The following is a 17,104-nucleotide window of genomic DNA, read 5'->3' as shown; positions in this document are numbered from 1 at the left end:
AAATTCATTTTTTTATTGTGTATCTAAAAAGAAGTTGTATATTTGCACCCGCAAAGGCGAGATAGCTCAGTTGGTTAGAGCGCAGGATTCATAACCCTGAGGTCGGCAGTTCAAATCTGCTTCTCGCTACAAAACAACAAAAAACCCTTTTTTAAAGGGTTTTTTGTTGTTTAAAATAAAAGTGTGTCAAGAAGTCACCAAACCATATTCTGTTTTCAAACAGAATAAACAAAATTGTTTTCAATGACAATTTAAATTGTCATCGAAAACAATTTTGTATCTGGTTTATTGTTATGTAAATGCTTATCAAAAGCCATACAAATATTTCGAACATAAGGTCTTGCTTTTTCAGGAACTGTTAAAGTATTTCCATCGATAAAAACCAAACCATCAGCCACCATTTCTTGTAATTTTTCTAAAAGAATTTCGATACCTTTAACCTTTAAATCTTGAGCATCCCACGAAGTGGTAAAATGACACATAATATTTAAAATATGCTTTCGGATAACTAAATCTTCTTCGGATAAAATATGTCCTCTAAAAACAGGAATTTCTCCTTCGTTCACTATTTTTTGATATTCTTTTACGGTTTTTACATTCTGTGCAAATCCGTACCAAGAATCAGAAATTGACGACATTCCTAAACCAACCATTAATTGCGTTTTATTGGCAGTATACCCCATAAAATTACGATGCAATGTTTTTTCCTGAGTTGCTTTATATAAACTATCTGTTTTTAACGCAAAATGATCCATTCCTATTTCAACGTAACCCATTTCGGCAAATAACTCCTTCCCTATTTCGTATAATTCACGTTTTGCTTCATCCTTTGGTAAATCTTCATCATTAAAACCTCGTTGTCCAACACCTTTTACCCAAGGAACATGTGCATAACTATAAAACGAAATTCTATCAGGCTGTAATTCTTTGGTTTTATTAATCGTATGAATTACGTTTGCTTTGGTTTGAAATGGCAATCCGAAAATTAAATCATGACTAATTGATGTATATCCAATTTCCCTAGCCCAACGCGTTGCTTTTTCAACATTTTCAAAAGGCTGTACTCTGTGTATTGCTTCTTGTACTTTTTCGTTATAATCTTGCACACCGTAACTTACTCTTGTAAAACCAACATCAAACAAGGTTTGTAATTGTTCTTTTGTGGTATTATTCGGATGACCTTCAAAACTAAATTCGTGCTTCGGATGTTTTTTAGCTTTGATAAATAAACCATCAATTAACTTTTTTAAATTTTCTTTTGAAAAAAAAGTAGGTGTTCCGCCACCTAAATGAATTTCCTTTATAATCGGAGTTTCATCCACCAAATTTGTATATAAATTCCATTCTTTTAAAACAGTATCAATATAATCTTCTTCTACTTCATGTCTTTTTGTAATATGTTTATGACACGCACAAAATGTACACAAACTTTCACAAAATGGTAAATGAATATACACACTAATTCCTTCGGATGAATTACTTTCTATAAACGATTTTTTAAAAGTTTCAATCCATTTATCTTTTGAAAAAGTTTCATTTTTCCAATAAGGAACTGTCGGATAACTGGTATATCTTGGACCTGGAATGTTGTATTTTTGTATCAGTGAATTCATGTGCTTTTTTTCAAATATATAATCAATCTAATTTTTTATCAAAATAAAAAACTATACGTTTTCAACTCTTTTTAAGGTATCTAGTTTAGATAATGACAACCTAACAATACTTTCATCTAAAGCGGTTAAATTATGAACGACCTGAGGTTTTAACGAAATAATATCTCCAGCATTTAATTGATTAATTTCGTTATCAACACCAAAATTAATAGCTCCTTTTATCACCTGAACAATTATTGCAAAAGGTGCTTGATGATCCTCCATCGTTTGCCCTTTTTTAAAGACAACACGTATTTCTTTCGAAAAATCAGTATCCAATAATAATGATACTGCTGGTTTGTTTTCATTAAACTTAATATCTTCTAAAAATGAGGCTACTTTCATAATAGTTATCTTTTAAATTATTTTATTTTTTTTCCTAATAAATTTGTTGCAATCGTTGTAAATAAAACAATGCTAATAGAACTTAAAGGCATCAATATTGCTGCAATTACAGGTTTTAATTGTCCTGTTGTTGCAAAATATAATCCGATTAAATTATAACATAACGATAGTATAAAACTATACTTAATTATTTTGATTGCTTTTTTTGATGTTTTTATGTATCCTGAAATTTCATTAAATTTTGAAGCATCTAAAATAGCATCACAAGCAGGTGAAAACACATTAATATTTTCCGATAATGAAATTCCAACATTACTTTGTGCCAAAGCTCCCGCATCATTTAAACCATCACCAATCATCATTACGCTTTGTCCTTTATTTTGTAAATTTTCAACGTAATTTAATTTATCTTCTGGCTTTTGATTAAATAAAAACGACGTGTTTTTAGGTAATAAATCTTCTAAAAATTTCTTTTCTCCTTCATTATCACCAGAAACTACGGCTAAATTGTAATTTTCTTCTAATTCAGAAAACAACTCTTTTACACCATTTCTGTACGCATTTTTAAAAACATATTTACCTTTATAAATTCCATTAAAACTAATATGAACAGAAGTATCTAAGTTAATTTTTTCATCAGTATTATTTACAAAAGATGACGAACCAATTTTTATAACTCTGTTTTTATAAGTAGCTTGAATTCCTTTTCCTGTGTATTCTTTAAAGCTATCAACAGGTAACATTTCTGATGATAAAAAACCATATAACATTCTACTTAACGGATGATTTGAAGCTCGTAAAGCACTTTTTAATATTGATTTTTCTTCAGATGATAATTCATTTCCTTTATAATCAATTTGATTTTCTTTACTTGTTGTAAGTGTTCCTGTTTTATCAAAAATAACACTATCAATTCCCGCCAATTGTTCTACAACAGTGGCATTTTTTAAGTAGAATTTCTTCTTCCCAAAAATCCGAAGCATATTTCCTAAAGTAAACGGAGCAGCTAAAGCAATCGCACACGGACAGGCAATAATTAAGACAGCGGTAAATACATTTAAAGCTTTCCTAGCATCATAATACAGCCAAAATGCGGTAGCAACAAAAGCGATTATTAAAACGGTAACTGTAAAATTCTGACTGATTCTATCAGTTAATGTTTTAAATGATGAGTTTTTATCTTTCTTAAATACATCATTACTCCACAATTGTGTTAAATAACTTTGCGAAACCGAACTTAAAACCTCCATTTCTATAACTCCTGATAATTGCTTTCCTCCTGCAAATAATTTATCGCCCGATTTTTTAGCTACAGGAACTGCTTCACCTGTAACAAAACTGTAATCAATTTTTGCATTTCCGTTGATTAAAATTCCATCAACAGGAATTAATTCTTGATTTCTAATTAATAATCTATCACCTTTTTCAACATCATAAATTTGCACATTTTCTTCTTTTCCTTCGGATGAAACTCGAGTTACCGCAATAGGAAAATAGGATTTATAATCACGTTCAAAAGACAAGAAATTATATGTTTTCTGTTGAAAAAATTTCCCTAATAATAAAAAGAAAACTAAGCCCGTTAAACTATCAAAAAAACCAGTTCCGATATCAAAAATAATTTCAGCAGAACTTCGGATAAATAAAACAGCAATTCCTAAAGCAATAGGAATATCAATATTTAAAATTTTAGAGCGTAATCCTTTATATGCGGATATAAAATAATCTTGCCCAGCATAAAAAACTACGGGTAATGAGAAAATAAACATCAACCAACGGAATATTCCTTTATATTGTTCTAACCAAAAACCAGTTACTTCAAAATATTCTGGAAAAGATAAAAACATCACATTTCCGAAAGAAAAACCTGCAATTCCTAATTTATAAATTAAACTTCGGTCAACTTTTTTTTGCCAACTTCGTAATCTTCTAAGCTGATATATGGTTCGTATCCAATAGAACTCAATAATAATACAATTTCTTTTAGCGAAATAATATCGGTATTGTAAGTAATTCGAACTGTCTTTTTAGGAAAATCAACTTGTGATGAACTGATATTCCGTTGTAATTTATGCAAGTTTTCTAACACCCAAATACAGGAACTGCAATGTATGTGAGGTATATATAAATTAACAACATGCAAATTACCATCGTTAAACTCTAGTAGTTTATCGGTAATTTCTTTATTGTCAAGGAAATCATATTTTCCTTGAATTTCTTCTGGAATTGCTCCAGGATTGTTTTGAAAATCATAGTAACAGGTTAAATCATTTTCTGAAAAAATTTCAAAAACCGTCTTACAACCATTACAACAAAAAGATTTCTCTTTAATAGTGATGATTTTGGTATCACATTCGTTACCACAATGAAAACATTTTGCGTTTTCCATATTTACTCGTTTGCCTAGTGCAAAGGTCTTATAAGAAGCTGAATTAAAACATGATATATATCAGCTTTTTATTATCTTTGAACTAGCCTAACCAAACACTATTATGAGCAAATGTGAACAATGCGTTATCCGTAAACTTAATTCTTTAAAATCACTCACAAAAGATGAATTGGTTCGGATTGCAGGTTGTAAAACATCTAAAATTATAAAAAAAGGAGATGTTTTATTTGAAGAAGGAGAACATATAAATGGCGTTTTTTGTATTAAAGATGGTATTTGTAAAGTCTCAAAAATGAGTGATAACGGACGAGATCAAATTGTAAACCTTGTAAGAAAAGGTGATTTGTTAGGTGAACGTAGTTTAATTAATGATGAAGCCTCAAACTTAAAAGCAATAGCCGTAAATGATATGGAAATTTGTTTTATCCCTAAAGATGAAATTGTTAGAGATTTAGAAACAAATCCAAAATTTACTATGGATGTTCTTAAAAGTATGGCATCGTCACTTAAAACAGCAGATAATGTTATTGTTGATATGGCTCAAAAAACGGTAAAACAACGTTTAGCAGCTACATTGTTGGGGCTTGATAGTAAGTTTTCTAAAAACGAAAATGGGGCTTTAGATATATTATTATCTCGTGAAGATATTGCAAATATTATAGGTACTGCAACAGAATCGGCAATTCGATTGCTTTCTGAATTTAAAAAGAAAAAAATAATAAATTTAAAAGGTAAAGAAGTTTTTATTCTTGATAAGCAAGCTTTAAGCGATATTGCAACAGGATTTTAATTTACTTTCATTAAATATAAAAACAAAAAAAACGTCTATAATAGACGTTTTTTGTTTTTTAAGCTTCACCTGTTGTTCCTCCAAAATTCATTGGAATTGGCACTTGCTCATAATCTTTTATTTCACCATTTGCTTGCTCAAATTTTTGAACATTTTCAACTAAAGCCTTTGCTAGTCTTTTAGCATGTTGTGGTGTTAAAATAATTCTTGATTTCACTTTAGCCTTTGGTACACCAGGCATAATGTTTATAAAATCAACTATAAATTCTGATACAGAATGATTAATAATTGCTAAATTACTATAAGTACCTTCAGCAATATCTTGATCTAATTCTATATTTAATTGTGGATCTTTATTCTCTTCCATAATATAAATATTAAAAAAAAGGCCTCTAAAAAAATTTAGAGGCCTTTGTATTAAAAATTATAAATTTTTCTCCATTTCTTCTCTAGGCCCTACAATTTGCTTATCGTAAGATCTCATTCCTGTACCTGCTGGTATACGTTTACCAACAATTACATTTTCTTTTAATCCTTCTAATGTATCAATTTTACCGTTTACTGCGGCTTCATTTAATACTTTAGTAGTTTCCTGGAACGACGCTGCTGATATAAATGATTTCGTTTGTAACGAAGCTCTAGTAATACCTTGTAAAATTTGTTCAGCTGTTGCTGGTTGTGCTTCACGAGCGGCTACTAAATTTTTATCTGCTCTACGTAAAATAGAATTTTCATCTCTTAATTGACGAGCTGAAACAATTTGTCCTGGTTTTAAGTTCTCAGAATCTCCTGCATCTTCAACAACTTTCATTCCATATATAGCATCGTTATCTTTGATAAAGTCATTCTTATGAATTAACTGATTCTCTAGAAGTAATGTATCTCCTGAATCAATAATTCTAACTTTACGCATCATTTGACGTACTACAACTTCGAAATGCTTGTCATTAATTTTTACACCCTGTAAACGATATACTTCTTGAATTTCGTTTACTAAATATTGTTGTACCGCTGAAGGTCCTTGAATATTTAAAATATCTATTGGAGTAGTTGCTCCATCAGATAAAGGCATACCTGCTTTAATAAAATCGTTCTCTTGAACTAAAATTTGGTTAGATAATTTTACTAAATATTTAGTAATATCACCAGTTTTAGATTCAATAATAATTTCACGATTACCTCGCTTAATTTTACCGAAAGATACTACACCATCAATCTGAGCAATTACTGCTGGATTCGATGGGTTACGTGCTTCAAATAATTCTGTTACACGTGGTAAACCTCCTGTAATATCGCCTGCTTTACCAGACTTACGTGGAATTTTCACTAAAGTATGACCTGTTTGAACTTTATCACCATCACTAACCATTAAGTGAGCACCTACTGGTAAACTATACGAACGTAAAGCATTACCATCAGCATCTTCAATAATTAATGAAGCAATGATTTTTTTATTCTTAGAGTCAATCATTACCTTCTCTTGGAAACCAGTTTGCTCATCAACTTCAACAGAGTAATTAATACCTTGTTCTAAGTTGTCAAACTTAACTCTACCTCCAAATTCAGATACGATAACCCCGTTAAATGGATCCCACTGACATACTGCATCTCCTTTTTTGATAGATTTCATATCTTTATTAAAGATAATAGATCCGTAAGGAATAATGTTAGTACTTAATACTATATCCGTCTTTTTGTCAATGATTTTGATTTCGGCAGTACGTGAAATAACTATTTCTATTTCATTTCCTTCTTTATCTTTACCATTTACAGTACGTAAATCTTCAATTTTAACTTTACCTTCGTATTTAGCAATTAACTTATTCTCTTCAGAAATGTTTCCTGCTACCCCTCCAACGTGGAAAGTACGTAATGTTAACTGTGTACCAGGCTCTCCAATAGATTGTGCTGCAATTACACCAACTGCTTCACCTCTTTGAACTTTTTTACCTGTTGATAAAGATTGTCCGTAACATTTTTCACAAATACCTCTTTCAGATTCACAAGTTAATGCTGAACGAACTTCTACTTTATCAATACCAGCAGCTTGAATTGTATCCGCTAATTTTGAAGTAATTAATTCTCCTGCACCAACAATAATCTCATCACTGTTAAGAGCATATACATCTTGTAAAGAAGTACGACCCGTAATTCTATCACTTAAAGATTCAACGATTTCATCATTTTTCTTTAATGGAGCAACATCTAACCCTCTTAAAGTACCACAATCAACTTCGTTTACAATAACATCCTGAGATACATCTACTAAACGACGAGTTAAGTAACCTGCATCGGCTGTTTTTAATGCCGTATCCGCTAAACCTTTACGAGCACCGTGAGTTGAGATAAAGTATTCAAGAATTGACAATCCTTCCTTAAAGTTAGAAAGAATCGGGTTCTCAATAATTTCTCCACCACCAGCAGTCGATTTTTTAGGTTTTGCCATTAATCCACGCATACCAGTTAACTGACGAATCTGTTCTTTAGAACCCCTTGCACCAGAATCAAGCATCATGAATACCGAGTTAAACCCTTGTTGGTCTTCACGTAAACGTTTCATAGATAACTCTGTTAATCTGTTATTTGCAGACCCCCAAATATCAATTACCTGATTATAACGCTCTTTATTTGTTAACATTCCCATGTTATAGTTAGATACAATTACATCAACCTCTTTATTAGCTTCAGCAATCATTCCTTCCTTTTCTTCAGGAATAATAATATCTCCTAATGAGAAAGATAAACCACCTTCAAAGGCGTATTTATATCCCATATTTTTAATTTCATCTAAGAAATTTCCTACCGCAGGAATATTAGTTACTTTTAAAATATCACCAATAATACCTCTTAATGATTTTTTAGTTAAAACCTCATTAATATATCCAGCCTCTTTTGGTACCTTTTCATTAAATAAAACTCTACCAACCGTAGTTGCTACAATTCTAGTTACGTGCTCACCATCTACAACATCTGCTGTACGAACTTTTATACCTGCGTTTAAGTCTACTCTCTCTTCATTTAAGGCGATAATTACCTCTTCTGGAGAATAAAAAGTTAATCCTTCACCTTTAATAATCACTTCAGGTGTAGATTTTCTTTCTTTGGTCATATAATACAGACCCAATACCATATCCTGAGATGGTACCGTTACTGGTGCTCCATTTGCAGGGTTTAAAATATTGTGAGAACCTAACATTAAAATCTGAGCTTCTAAAATAGCTTCAGGTCCTAATGGTAAGTGAACAGCCATTTGATCTCCATCAAAATCCGCATTAAATGCCGAACATGCTAATGGATGTAAACGAATCGCTTTTCCTTCAATTAATTTTGGTTGAAAAGATTGAATACCTAAACGGTGTAATGTAGGTGCACGGTTTAATAAAACTGGATGCCCTTTAATTACATTTTCTAAGATATCCCAAACAACTGGCTCTTTTCTATCTATAATTTTCTTTGCAGATTTTACAGTTTTAACAATACCTCTTTCTATTAATTTACGAATAACAAAAGGCTTGTATAATTCTGCTGCCATATCTTTTGGCAATCCACATTCTGATAACTTTAATTCTGGTCCAACAACAATTACCGAACGTGCAGAATAATCAACACGCTTACCTAATAAGTTTTGACGGAAACGACCTTGTTTCCCTTTTAAACTATCAGATAAAGATTTTAATGGTCTGTTAGATTCTGTTTTTACTGCTGATGATTTACGTGTGTTATCAAATAAAGAATCTACTGATTCTTGTAACATACGTTTTTCATTACGTAAAATAACCTCAGGTGCTTTAATTTCCATTAATCGTTTTAAACGATTATTACGGATAATTACACGACGATATAAATCATTTAAATCTGAAGTAGCAAAACGACCACCATCTAATGGCACTAAAGGACGTAATTCTGGCGGTATAACTGGTACAGCCTTCATAATCATCCACTCAGGATTATTTTCTCTATTTTTCTGAGAATCTCTAAAAGCTTCTACAACATTTAAACGCTTTAATGCTTCGTTTTTACGTTGCTTAGAAGTTTCAGTATTTGCTTTATGACGTAATTCAAATGATAAAGAATCTAAATCAATTCTTTCTAATAAATCGATTAAACATTCAGCTCCCATTTTAGCAATAAACTTAGTAGGATCTGTATCATCTAAATACATGTTTTCTTGTGGAAGTGTATCTAAGATATCTAAATACTCTTCTTCTGTTAAGAAGTCCATTTTATTCAATGACTCTCCTTCAGCAGTTTTAGCATCACCTGGTTGAATTACTACATAACGCTCGTAGTAAATAATCATGTCTAACTTTTTAGATGGTAAACCTAAAAGGTATCCCATTTTGTTAGGCAATGATCTAAAATACCAAATGTGTGCTACTGGTACTACTAAATTAATGTGACCTACTCTGTCTCTACGTACTTTTTTCTCAGTAACTTCAACTCCACATCGATCACAAATGATTCCTTTATAACGGATTCTTTTGTATTTACCACACGCACACTCATAATCCTTTATAGGACCAAATATACGCTCACAAAATAAACCATCTCTTTCTGGTTTATGTGTACGGTAATTAATAGTTTCTGGCTTTAAAACCTCACCTCTTGACGCCTCTAAAATAGACTCAGGTGATGCTAAACCAATTGAAATTTTGTTAAACTTTTTAACAGTGTATTTTTCGTTCTTTCTTGCCATAATAAGTAATGGATTCGAATTAAAAATTGCCTCTAAATGAGACGTATATTTAAAATGATTTATCATTAGGTAATCAAGACGATTACCTAATGATATTTCACTGTTTGTTATTCCTCTAATTTAACATCTAATCCTAAACCTTTCAGTTCGTGCATTAATACATTAAATGATTCTGGTAAACCTGGTTCTGGCATAGTTTCACCTTTTACGATTGCCTCGTAAGTTTTGGCTCTACCTAATACATCATCAGATTTAACGGTTAAGATTTCTCTTAATATACTTGATGCACCATATGCTTCAAGTGCCCAAACTTCCATCTCTCCAAAACGCTGACCTCCAAATTGAGCTTTACCTCCAAGTGGTTGCTGAGTAATTAATGAGTAAGGTCCAATAGAACGCGCATGCATTTTATCTTCAATCATGTGACCTAACTTAATCATATAAATGATACCTACCGTTGCTGGCTGATCGAAACGTTTACCAGTACCTCCATCATATAAATATGTATGTCCGTAACGTGGAATTCCTGCTTGATCAGTTAAGGCGTTTATCTGGTCGATGTTTGCTCCATCAAAAATTGGTGTAGCATACTTTTGATCTAATTTTTGACCTGCCCATCCAAGAACAGTTTCATAAATCTGACCAATATTCATACGAGATGGCACCCCTAATGGGTTAAGTACAATATCTACTGGTGTTCCGTCTGCTAAGAAAGGCATATCTTCGGCTCTAACAATACGAGCAACAATACCTTTATTTCCGTGACGTCCTGCCATCTTATCTCCTACTTTTAATTTACGTTTTTTAGCAACATAAATTTTTGCAAGTTTTAAGATTCCTGCTGGTAATTCATCTCCTACAGAAATTGTGAATTTCTCACGACGTAAAGAACCTTGTAAATCGTTAACTTTAATTTTATAATTGTGAACTAATTCAACAACTAATCTATTTAAGTCTTTGTCTGTAGTCCAAGTTCCGTGTAAGTGCGTAAAATCACCTACAGAATTTAACATTTTTTGAGTGAATTTTTTACCTTTTGGTAATACTTCCTCTCCTAAATCATTAAATACTCCTTGAGAAGTTTTTCCTGTAATAAGATTAAATAATTTTTCAATTAATAAATCTTTTAAATCTTCAAACCTATGAACATAAGATGCTTCTAAAGTAGCAATAGCTTCTTTATCACGAGCACGTTTTGTTTTATCTTTTACAGCACGTTGAAATAATTTTTTATTAATTACCACACCTCTTAATGATGGAGAAGCTTTTAATGATGCATCTTTTACATCACCTGCTTTATCACCAAAAATAGCACGTAATAATTTTTCTTCAGGAGTTGGATCAGATTCTCCTTTTGGTGTAATTTTACCAATTAAGATATCACCAGGGTTCACCTCTGCTCCAATACGAATCATTCCGTTTTCATCTAAGTCTTTAGTAGCCTCTTCTGAAACGTTAGGAATATCGTTTGTTAATTCTTCAGCTCCTAATTTCGTATCACGAACATCTAATGAATATTCGTCAATATGAATAGAAGTAAAGATATCTTCACGAACAACTTTTTCTGAAATTACAATCGCATCCTCAAAGTTATACCCTTTCCAAGGCATAAAGGCTACTTTCATATTTCTTCCTAAAGCTAATTCTCCTTTTTGTGTTGCATATCCTTCACAAAGTACTTGACCTTCTTCAACTCTATCTCCAACTTTTACAATTGGCTTTAAGTTAATGTTAGTACCTTGATTTGTTTTTCTAAACTTAATTAAGTTATATGAAATATCATCTGATTCAAAGCTTACTAAACGCTCTTCGTCTGATCTATCATACTTAATTCTGATTTTATTCGCATCAACATACTCAATAACTCCAGGTCCTTCAGCATTGATTAAAATACGAGAATCTTTTGCAACTCTACGCTCTAATCCTGTACCTACAATCGGTGATTCTGGACGCAATAATGGAACTGCTTGACGCATCATGTTCGATCCCATTAAGGCTCTATTGGCATCATCATGCTCTAAGAAAGGAATTAATGATGCTGATATAGATGCAATCTGGTTAGGTGCAACATCCATATAATCAATTTCAGTAGGTGTTACCACAGGGAAATCTCCCCCTTCTCTTGAAATTAATTTATCTCCAACAAAATCTCCAGCTGCACTTACCTCTAAATTAGATTGTGCAAACTTCATTCCTTCTTCTTCTTCAGCACTTAAATATATATGCTCTTGGTTTACATCTACGTTTCCTTCGATAACCTTTTTATAAGGTGTTTCGATAAAACCTAAACTGTTAACCTTTGCAAATACTGCTAAAGATGAAATTAATCCAATATTCGGTCCCTCAGGAGTTTCAATTGGACATAAACGTCCGTAGTGTGTATAGTGAACATCACGAACCTCGAACCCTGCTCTTTCTCTAGATAAACCTCCAGGTCCTAGTGCTGATAAACGACGTTTGTGCGTAATCTCAGCTAATGGATTGGTTTGATCCATAAATTGAGATAACTGGTTAGTTCCAAAAAACGAATTAATAACAGAAGACAAAGTCTTTGCATTAATTAAATCAATAGGAGTAAATACCTCGTTATCACGTACATTCATTCTTTCACGAATAGTACGAGCCATACGAGCTAAACCTACACCAAACTGACCTGCTAATTGTTCACCAACAGTTCTTACACGACGGTTAGATAAGTGATCAATATCATCTACTTCTGCTTTTGAGTTAATTAACTCAATTAAGTATTTGATAATGGTAATAATGTCATTCTTAGTTAATACCTTCTGATCAATCGGCTCATTTAACTGTAACTTGGTGTTCATTCTAAAACGCCCAACTTCACCTAAACTATAACGTTGCTCAGAGAAAAATAATTTTTCAATTATCCCTCTTGCTGTCTCCTCATCTGGCGGCTCAGCATTACGTAATTGTCTGTAGACGTGTTCTACTGCTTCTTTTTCAGAATTCGTAGGATCTTTCTGCAGTGTATTGTGAATGATGGCATAATCGGCCATGTCGTTATCTACCTTATGTAATAAGATAGTTTTAGCACCTGCATCGATTATTTCATCAATATGATCTTTTTCTATAATGGTATCACGGTCGAAAATAATTTCGTTACGTTCAATAGATACAACTTCACCAGTATCTTCATCAACGAAATCTTCATGCCAAGTTTTTAAAACTCTAGCAGCTAATTTACGTCCTAATACTTTTTTTAATCCAGCTTTAGAAACTTTAATTTCTTCTGCTAAATCAAAAATTTCTAATATATCTTTATCTCTTTCAAAACCAATGGCTCTGAATAACGTAGTTACTGGTAGTTTTTTCTTTCTATCAATATAAGCATACATTACTTGATTGATATCTGTTGCAAATTCTATCCAAGATCCTTTAAAAGGAATTACCCTTGCAGAATACAACTTAGTTCCATTTGCATGGAAAGATTGTCCAAAAAACACACCTGGTGAACGGTGTAATTGAGATACAACAACTCTTTCTGCTCCATTAATAATGAAGGTTCCAGAATTTGTCATATAAGGAATAGTTCCTAAATACACATCTTGAACAATAGTTTCAAAATCTTCGTGTTCAGGATCTGTACAGTAAAGCTTTAATCTTGCTTTTAAAGGAACACTATGTGTTAGCCCTCTTTCAATACATTCTTGGATGCTATATCTTGGTGGATCTACAAAGTAGTCTAAAAATTCTAATACAAATTGATTACGGGTGTCTGTAATCGGAAAGTTATCCATGAAGGTTTTATACAAACCTTCTTCACCTCGCTCATCAGCTTTAGTTTGCAATTGGAAAAAATCTTGGAAAGATTTCACCTGGATATCAAGAAAATCTGGATAGTCGGTTCCTAATTGCGATGATGCGAAGTTAATTCTTTCAGTAGTGTTTATCGTTGCCAAAAGAGATGCTATTTTTAAATTAAAAATATTATTTTTTGAAACTTTCTTGTTTCAATAATGCAATTTTAATTGCTTTGCTGATTCAAAATCAGCTCTTTACAGTCGTACTATTACAAATTCAATTGTAACAAATAAAGAACGAATATATACACAAAATGGTTTAGGACTAGAAACGTATGTTTCTAGTACCTAAACCTTAATTGTTTTACCCAGTTAAACCGGGGCTATAAATTACTTAATCTCTGCTTCAGCTCCTGCTTCTTCTAAAGATTTTAAAAGACCTTCTGCCTCATCTTTAGTTACTCCTTCTTTTACTGGTGCTGGTGCGCTATCAACGATTGCTTTAGCTTCTTTTAAACCTAATCCAGTTAATTCTTTAACTAACTTTACTACAGCTAATTTAGAACCACCTGCTGCTTTTAAGATAACATCAAATTCAGTTTGCTCATCTGCTGCATCTCCTCCTGCTGCTGGACCTGCTACTGCTACTGCTGCTGCTGCTGGCTCAATACCATACTCATCTTTTAAAATATCAGCTAATTCATTAACTTCTTTTACTGTTAAGTTAACTAATTGTTCTGCGAAATCTTTTAAATCTGCCATTTTAATTGTGTTTTGAATTTTATTATTTAGTTTATTCGTGCGCGTGTTATTTCTCTGATAATGTCTTTAATATACCAGATAATTTATTACCTCCTGATTGTAATGCTGAAACAACATTCTTAGCAGGCGATTGTAATAATGAGATAATATCTCCAATAAGTTCTTCTCTAGATTTAATGTTAACTAGTGCGTCTAATTGGTCATCTCCAACATAAACAGACTCTTCAACAAAAGCACCTTTTAATAAAGGCTTCTCTGATTTTTTTCTGAACTCTTTAATAACTTTTGCAGGGGCGTTAGACACCTCTGAAATCATCATTGAAGTATTTCCTTTTAAAACATCTGGTAAATCTCCGAAATCTTTATCAGAAGCTTCCATTGCTTTTGAAAGCAATGAGTTTTTAACAACAGCTAATTCTACGTTCGCTTTAAAACAAGCTCTTCTTAAGTTTGAAGTAGTAACGGCATCTAAACCAGAAATATCTGCTAAATAGATGGTACCTGTATCTGCTAATCTTGCTGTTAAATCTTGTATTACTTGTAATTTGTCTTCTCTTGTCATAATTAAAAGTTTAAGTGCCTATGATATAGATTTTTCATCTACAGCAATACTAGGACTCATAGTTGAAGACATAAATATACTCTTTATATAATCTCCTTTAGCCGCTGTTGGCTTTAATTTAACTAACGTTTGTAATAACTCATTTGCATTTTCCTGAATCTTCTGAGCATCAAAAGATACTTTTCCGATAGCAGCATGTACAATACCAGTTTTATCAACTTTAAAGTCAATTTTACCAGCTTTAACTTCTTGTACTGCTTTTGCAACGTTCATAGTTACTGTACCTGTCTTTGGGTTAGGCATTAAACCTCTTGGTCCTAATACACGACCTAAAGGACCTAACTTACCCATAACACTAGGCATAGTTATAATCACATCAACATCAGTCCAACCACCTTTAATTTTCTGAAGGTATTCATCTAGTCCAACATAATCAGCACCAGCTGCAATAGCTTCTGCTTCTTTATCTGGAGTAACTAATGCTAATACTTTTACGTCTTTTCCTGTTCCGTGAGGTAATGTTACAACACCACGTACCATTTGATTTGCTTTACGAGGATCAACTCCTAAACGTACTGCTAAATCAACTGATGCGTCAAATTTTACAGTTGTAATTTCCTTAACTAAGGCTGATGCATCTTGTAAGCTGTAAACTTTAGAGCTATCTACCTTAGAACGAGCTTCTTTTTGCTTTCTAGTAATTGCCATTTCTAAATATCTTTTAAAGTTTAAGCAGGTGCATTACCTGTTACTGTTAATCCCATAGAACGAGCGGTTCCGGCTATCATTTTCATTGCTGATTCAACTTTAAAGGCATTCATATCTACCATTTTGTCTTCTGCAATTAATCGAATCTGATCCCAAGAAACACTTGCTACTTTTTTCCTATTTGGTTCTCCCGAACCCTTCTTAATTTTGGCCGCTTCTAACAATTGTACTGCAGCTGGTGGTGTTTTTACAACAAACTCGAAAGATTTGTCTTTATAAACAGTAATCACAACAGGTAAAACTTTACCTTGCTTGTCCTGTGTACGAGCATTAAACTGCTTACAGAACTCCATGATATTAACACCGGCAGCACCTAAAGCGGGTCCAACTGGTGGCGACGGATTCGCAGCACCTCCCCTAACTTGTAGTTTAACTAATTTACTTATTTCTTTTGCCATTGTTTAAGATTTAAAAACGATATGCTTAAAATGGAAGCTTCAAACACATCAAAATATAGGTGTAACAATTATATTTTCTCTACTTGCATATAGTTTAACTCTAATGGTGTTTTTCTTCCAAAAATCTTAACCATTACTTCTAACTTACGCTTCTCCTCATTAACTTTTTCGACAGTACCGTCAAAACCATTAAAAGGACCATCAATTACTTTTACTGTTTCACCAGTGTTAAAAGGAATTGCAATATTTTCATCTTTTACAGAAAGTTCATCAACTTTTCCTAACATCCTGTTCACTTCAGATTTACGCATAGGTACTGGTTCACCACCTTTTGTTTCACCTAAAAAACCAATAACGCCTGTTACTGATTTTATCACGTGAGGTACTTCTCCTGCTAAATTAGCCTCTACCATTACATAACCTGGAAAATAAACTCTTTCTCTGTTAACTTTCTTTCCGTTTCTTACTTGAATAACTTTTTCTGTAGGAACGATAACTTTACTTACAAAATCAGACAAACCAAAACGAGCAATTTCTGTCTCGATGTAGGCTTTAACCTTATTTTCTTGACCACCAACTGCTCTTACCACATACCACTTCATTACTGAGTCAGCCATTATTAAAACATTTTAAAGAAATTATCTAATCCTGTTTGAAAAACTCTATCTATTCCTGCTACAAGTAAAGCAAAAACAATCGTAAATGCCGCAACTACAACAGTAGACTTTTGGGCTTCTTCACGAGAAGACCATGTCATATTTGTATTCAATTCTTCAAAAGAACCCTTGATGTACTCTATAAAGTTATTCACGTTGTTATTCTTTTAGCGAGCTATAATTTATCATTATAACTCGCTTTATTATGCACGGACGGAGAGATTCGAACTCCCGACACCTGGTTTTGGAGACCAGTGCTCTACCGCTGAACTACGCCCGTATTTTATTTTAAAAGGAGTCTCTCATTTAAGAGACTCCTTTTTTT

At 32.6% G+C, this 17,104-nt stretch carries 12 protein-coding genes, 2 tRNA genes and 1 pseudogene; 2 read left to right on the top strand and 13 right to left on the bottom strand.

What is annotated here, in order from left to right:
- The first annotated feature begins 55 nt into the window (after window positions 1-55).
- A tRNA-Met gene (locus PG913_RS03130) sits at window positions 56-129 on the top strand.
- A gap of 122 nt (window positions 130-251) precedes the next feature.
- Here the strand turns inward: PG913_RS03130 and hemN are convergent.
- The 3 genes and pseudogenes from hemN to PG913_RS03115 form a co-directional block, all read right to left on the bottom strand.
- Complete coding sequence (hemN, locus tag PG913_RS03125) at window positions 252-1,613, bottom strand: oxygen-independent coproporphyrinogen III oxidase (RefSeq protein ID WP_271231582.1); 1,362 nt, start codon at window positions 1,611-1,613, stop codon at window positions 252-254.
- Window positions 1,614-1,664: 51 nt separating this feature from the next.
- On the bottom strand, window positions 1,665-1,997 hold the full coding sequence (locus tag PG913_RS03120; protein WP_271231581.1) for a cupin domain-containing protein: 333 nt from the start codon (window positions 1,995-1,997) through the stop codon (window positions 1,665-1,667).
- Between the two features lie 17 nt (window positions 1,998-2,014).
- Window positions 2,015-4,386: pseudogene (locus tag PG913_RS03115) on the bottom strand (heavy metal translocating P-type ATPase).
- 103 nt (window positions 4,387-4,489) lie between these two features.
- On the opposite strand from PG913_RS03115, the gene PG913_RS03110 reads away from it, so the two are divergent.
- Window positions 4,490-5,176: a Crp/Fnr family transcriptional regulator gene (locus PG913_RS03110; RefSeq protein ID WP_271231580.1), complete on the top strand. Its 687-nt coding sequence runs from the start codon at window positions 4,490-4,492 to the stop codon at window positions 5,174-5,176.
- 58 nt (window positions 5,177-5,234) lie between these two features.
- Here the strand turns inward: PG913_RS03110 and PG913_RS03105 are convergent, their stop codons facing one another.
- The 10 genes from PG913_RS03105 to PG913_RS03060 form a co-directional block, all read right to left on the bottom strand.
- Entirely contained in the window at window positions 5,235-5,543 is a 309-nt protein-coding gene (locus tag PG913_RS03105; protein WP_271231579.1) for a DUF3467 domain-containing protein, read from the bottom strand.
- 57 nt (window positions 5,544-5,600) lie between these two features.
- Window positions 5,601-9,872 carry a DNA-directed RNA polymerase subunit beta' gene (rpoC, locus tag PG913_RS03100; protein WP_271232119.1) on the bottom strand — a complete coding sequence of 1,424 codons (4,272 nt, stop codon included), beginning with the start codon at window positions 9,870-9,872 and terminating at the stop codon, window positions 5,601-5,603.
- A 107-nt stretch (window positions 9,873-9,979) separates the two neighbouring features.
- Window positions 9,980-13,792 carry a DNA-directed RNA polymerase subunit beta gene (gene rpoB / locus PG913_RS03095; protein WP_271231578.1) on the bottom strand — a complete coding sequence of 1,271 codons (3,813 nt, stop codon included), beginning with the start codon at window positions 13,790-13,792 and terminating at the stop codon, window positions 9,980-9,982.
- Window positions 13,793-14,023: 231 nt separating this feature from the next.
- Window positions 14,024-14,395: a 50S ribosomal protein L7/L12 gene (gene rplL / locus PG913_RS03090; RefSeq protein ID WP_271231577.1), complete on the bottom strand. Its 372-nt coding sequence runs from the start codon at window positions 14,393-14,395 to the stop codon at window positions 14,024-14,026.
- Between the two features lie 46 nt (window positions 14,396-14,441).
- Window positions 14,442-14,957 carry a 50S ribosomal protein L10 gene (gene rplJ, locus PG913_RS03085; RefSeq protein ID WP_271231576.1) on the bottom strand — a complete coding sequence of 172 codons (516 nt, stop codon included), beginning with the start codon at window positions 14,955-14,957 and terminating at the stop codon, window positions 14,442-14,444.
- Window positions 14,958-14,975: 18 nt separating this feature from the next.
- Window positions 14,976-15,665 (bottom strand): 50S ribosomal protein L1, encoded by a 690-nt coding sequence (rplA, locus tag PG913_RS03080; RefSeq protein WP_271231575.1) that lies wholly within the window; start codon window positions 15,663-15,665, stop codon window positions 14,976-14,978.
- Between the two features lie 20 nt (window positions 15,666-15,685).
- Entirely contained in the window at window positions 15,686-16,123 is a 438-nt protein-coding gene (rplK, locus tag PG913_RS03075; RefSeq protein ID WP_271231574.1) for a 50S ribosomal protein L11, read from the bottom strand.
- 68 nt (window positions 16,124-16,191) lie between these two features.
- A complete protein-coding gene (nusG, locus tag PG913_RS03070; protein ID WP_271231573.1) occupies window positions 16,192-16,740 on the bottom strand; it encodes a transcription termination/antitermination protein NusG in 549 nt (182 codons plus the stop codon).
- Between the two features lie 2 nt (window positions 16,741-16,742).
- Complete coding sequence (gene secE, locus PG913_RS03065; protein WP_271231572.1) at window positions 16,743-16,934, bottom strand: preprotein translocase subunit SecE; 192 nt, start codon at window positions 16,932-16,934, stop codon at window positions 16,743-16,745.
- 53 nt (window positions 16,935-16,987) lie between these two features.
- Window positions 16,988-17,059 (bottom strand) — tRNA-Trp (locus PG913_RS03060).
- Window positions 17,060-17,104 lie beyond the last annotated feature (45 nt).

This window comes from Tenacibaculum pacificus, from assembly GCF_027941775.1.
GTDB classification, from domain to species: domain Bacteria; phylum Bacteroidota; class Bacteroidia; order Flavobacteriales; family Flavobacteriaceae; genus Polaribacter; species Polaribacter pacificus_A.
The sequence above is the reverse complement of the archived record's forward strand: the minus strand, read 5'-3'. Positions and strand labels throughout refer to the sequence as shown.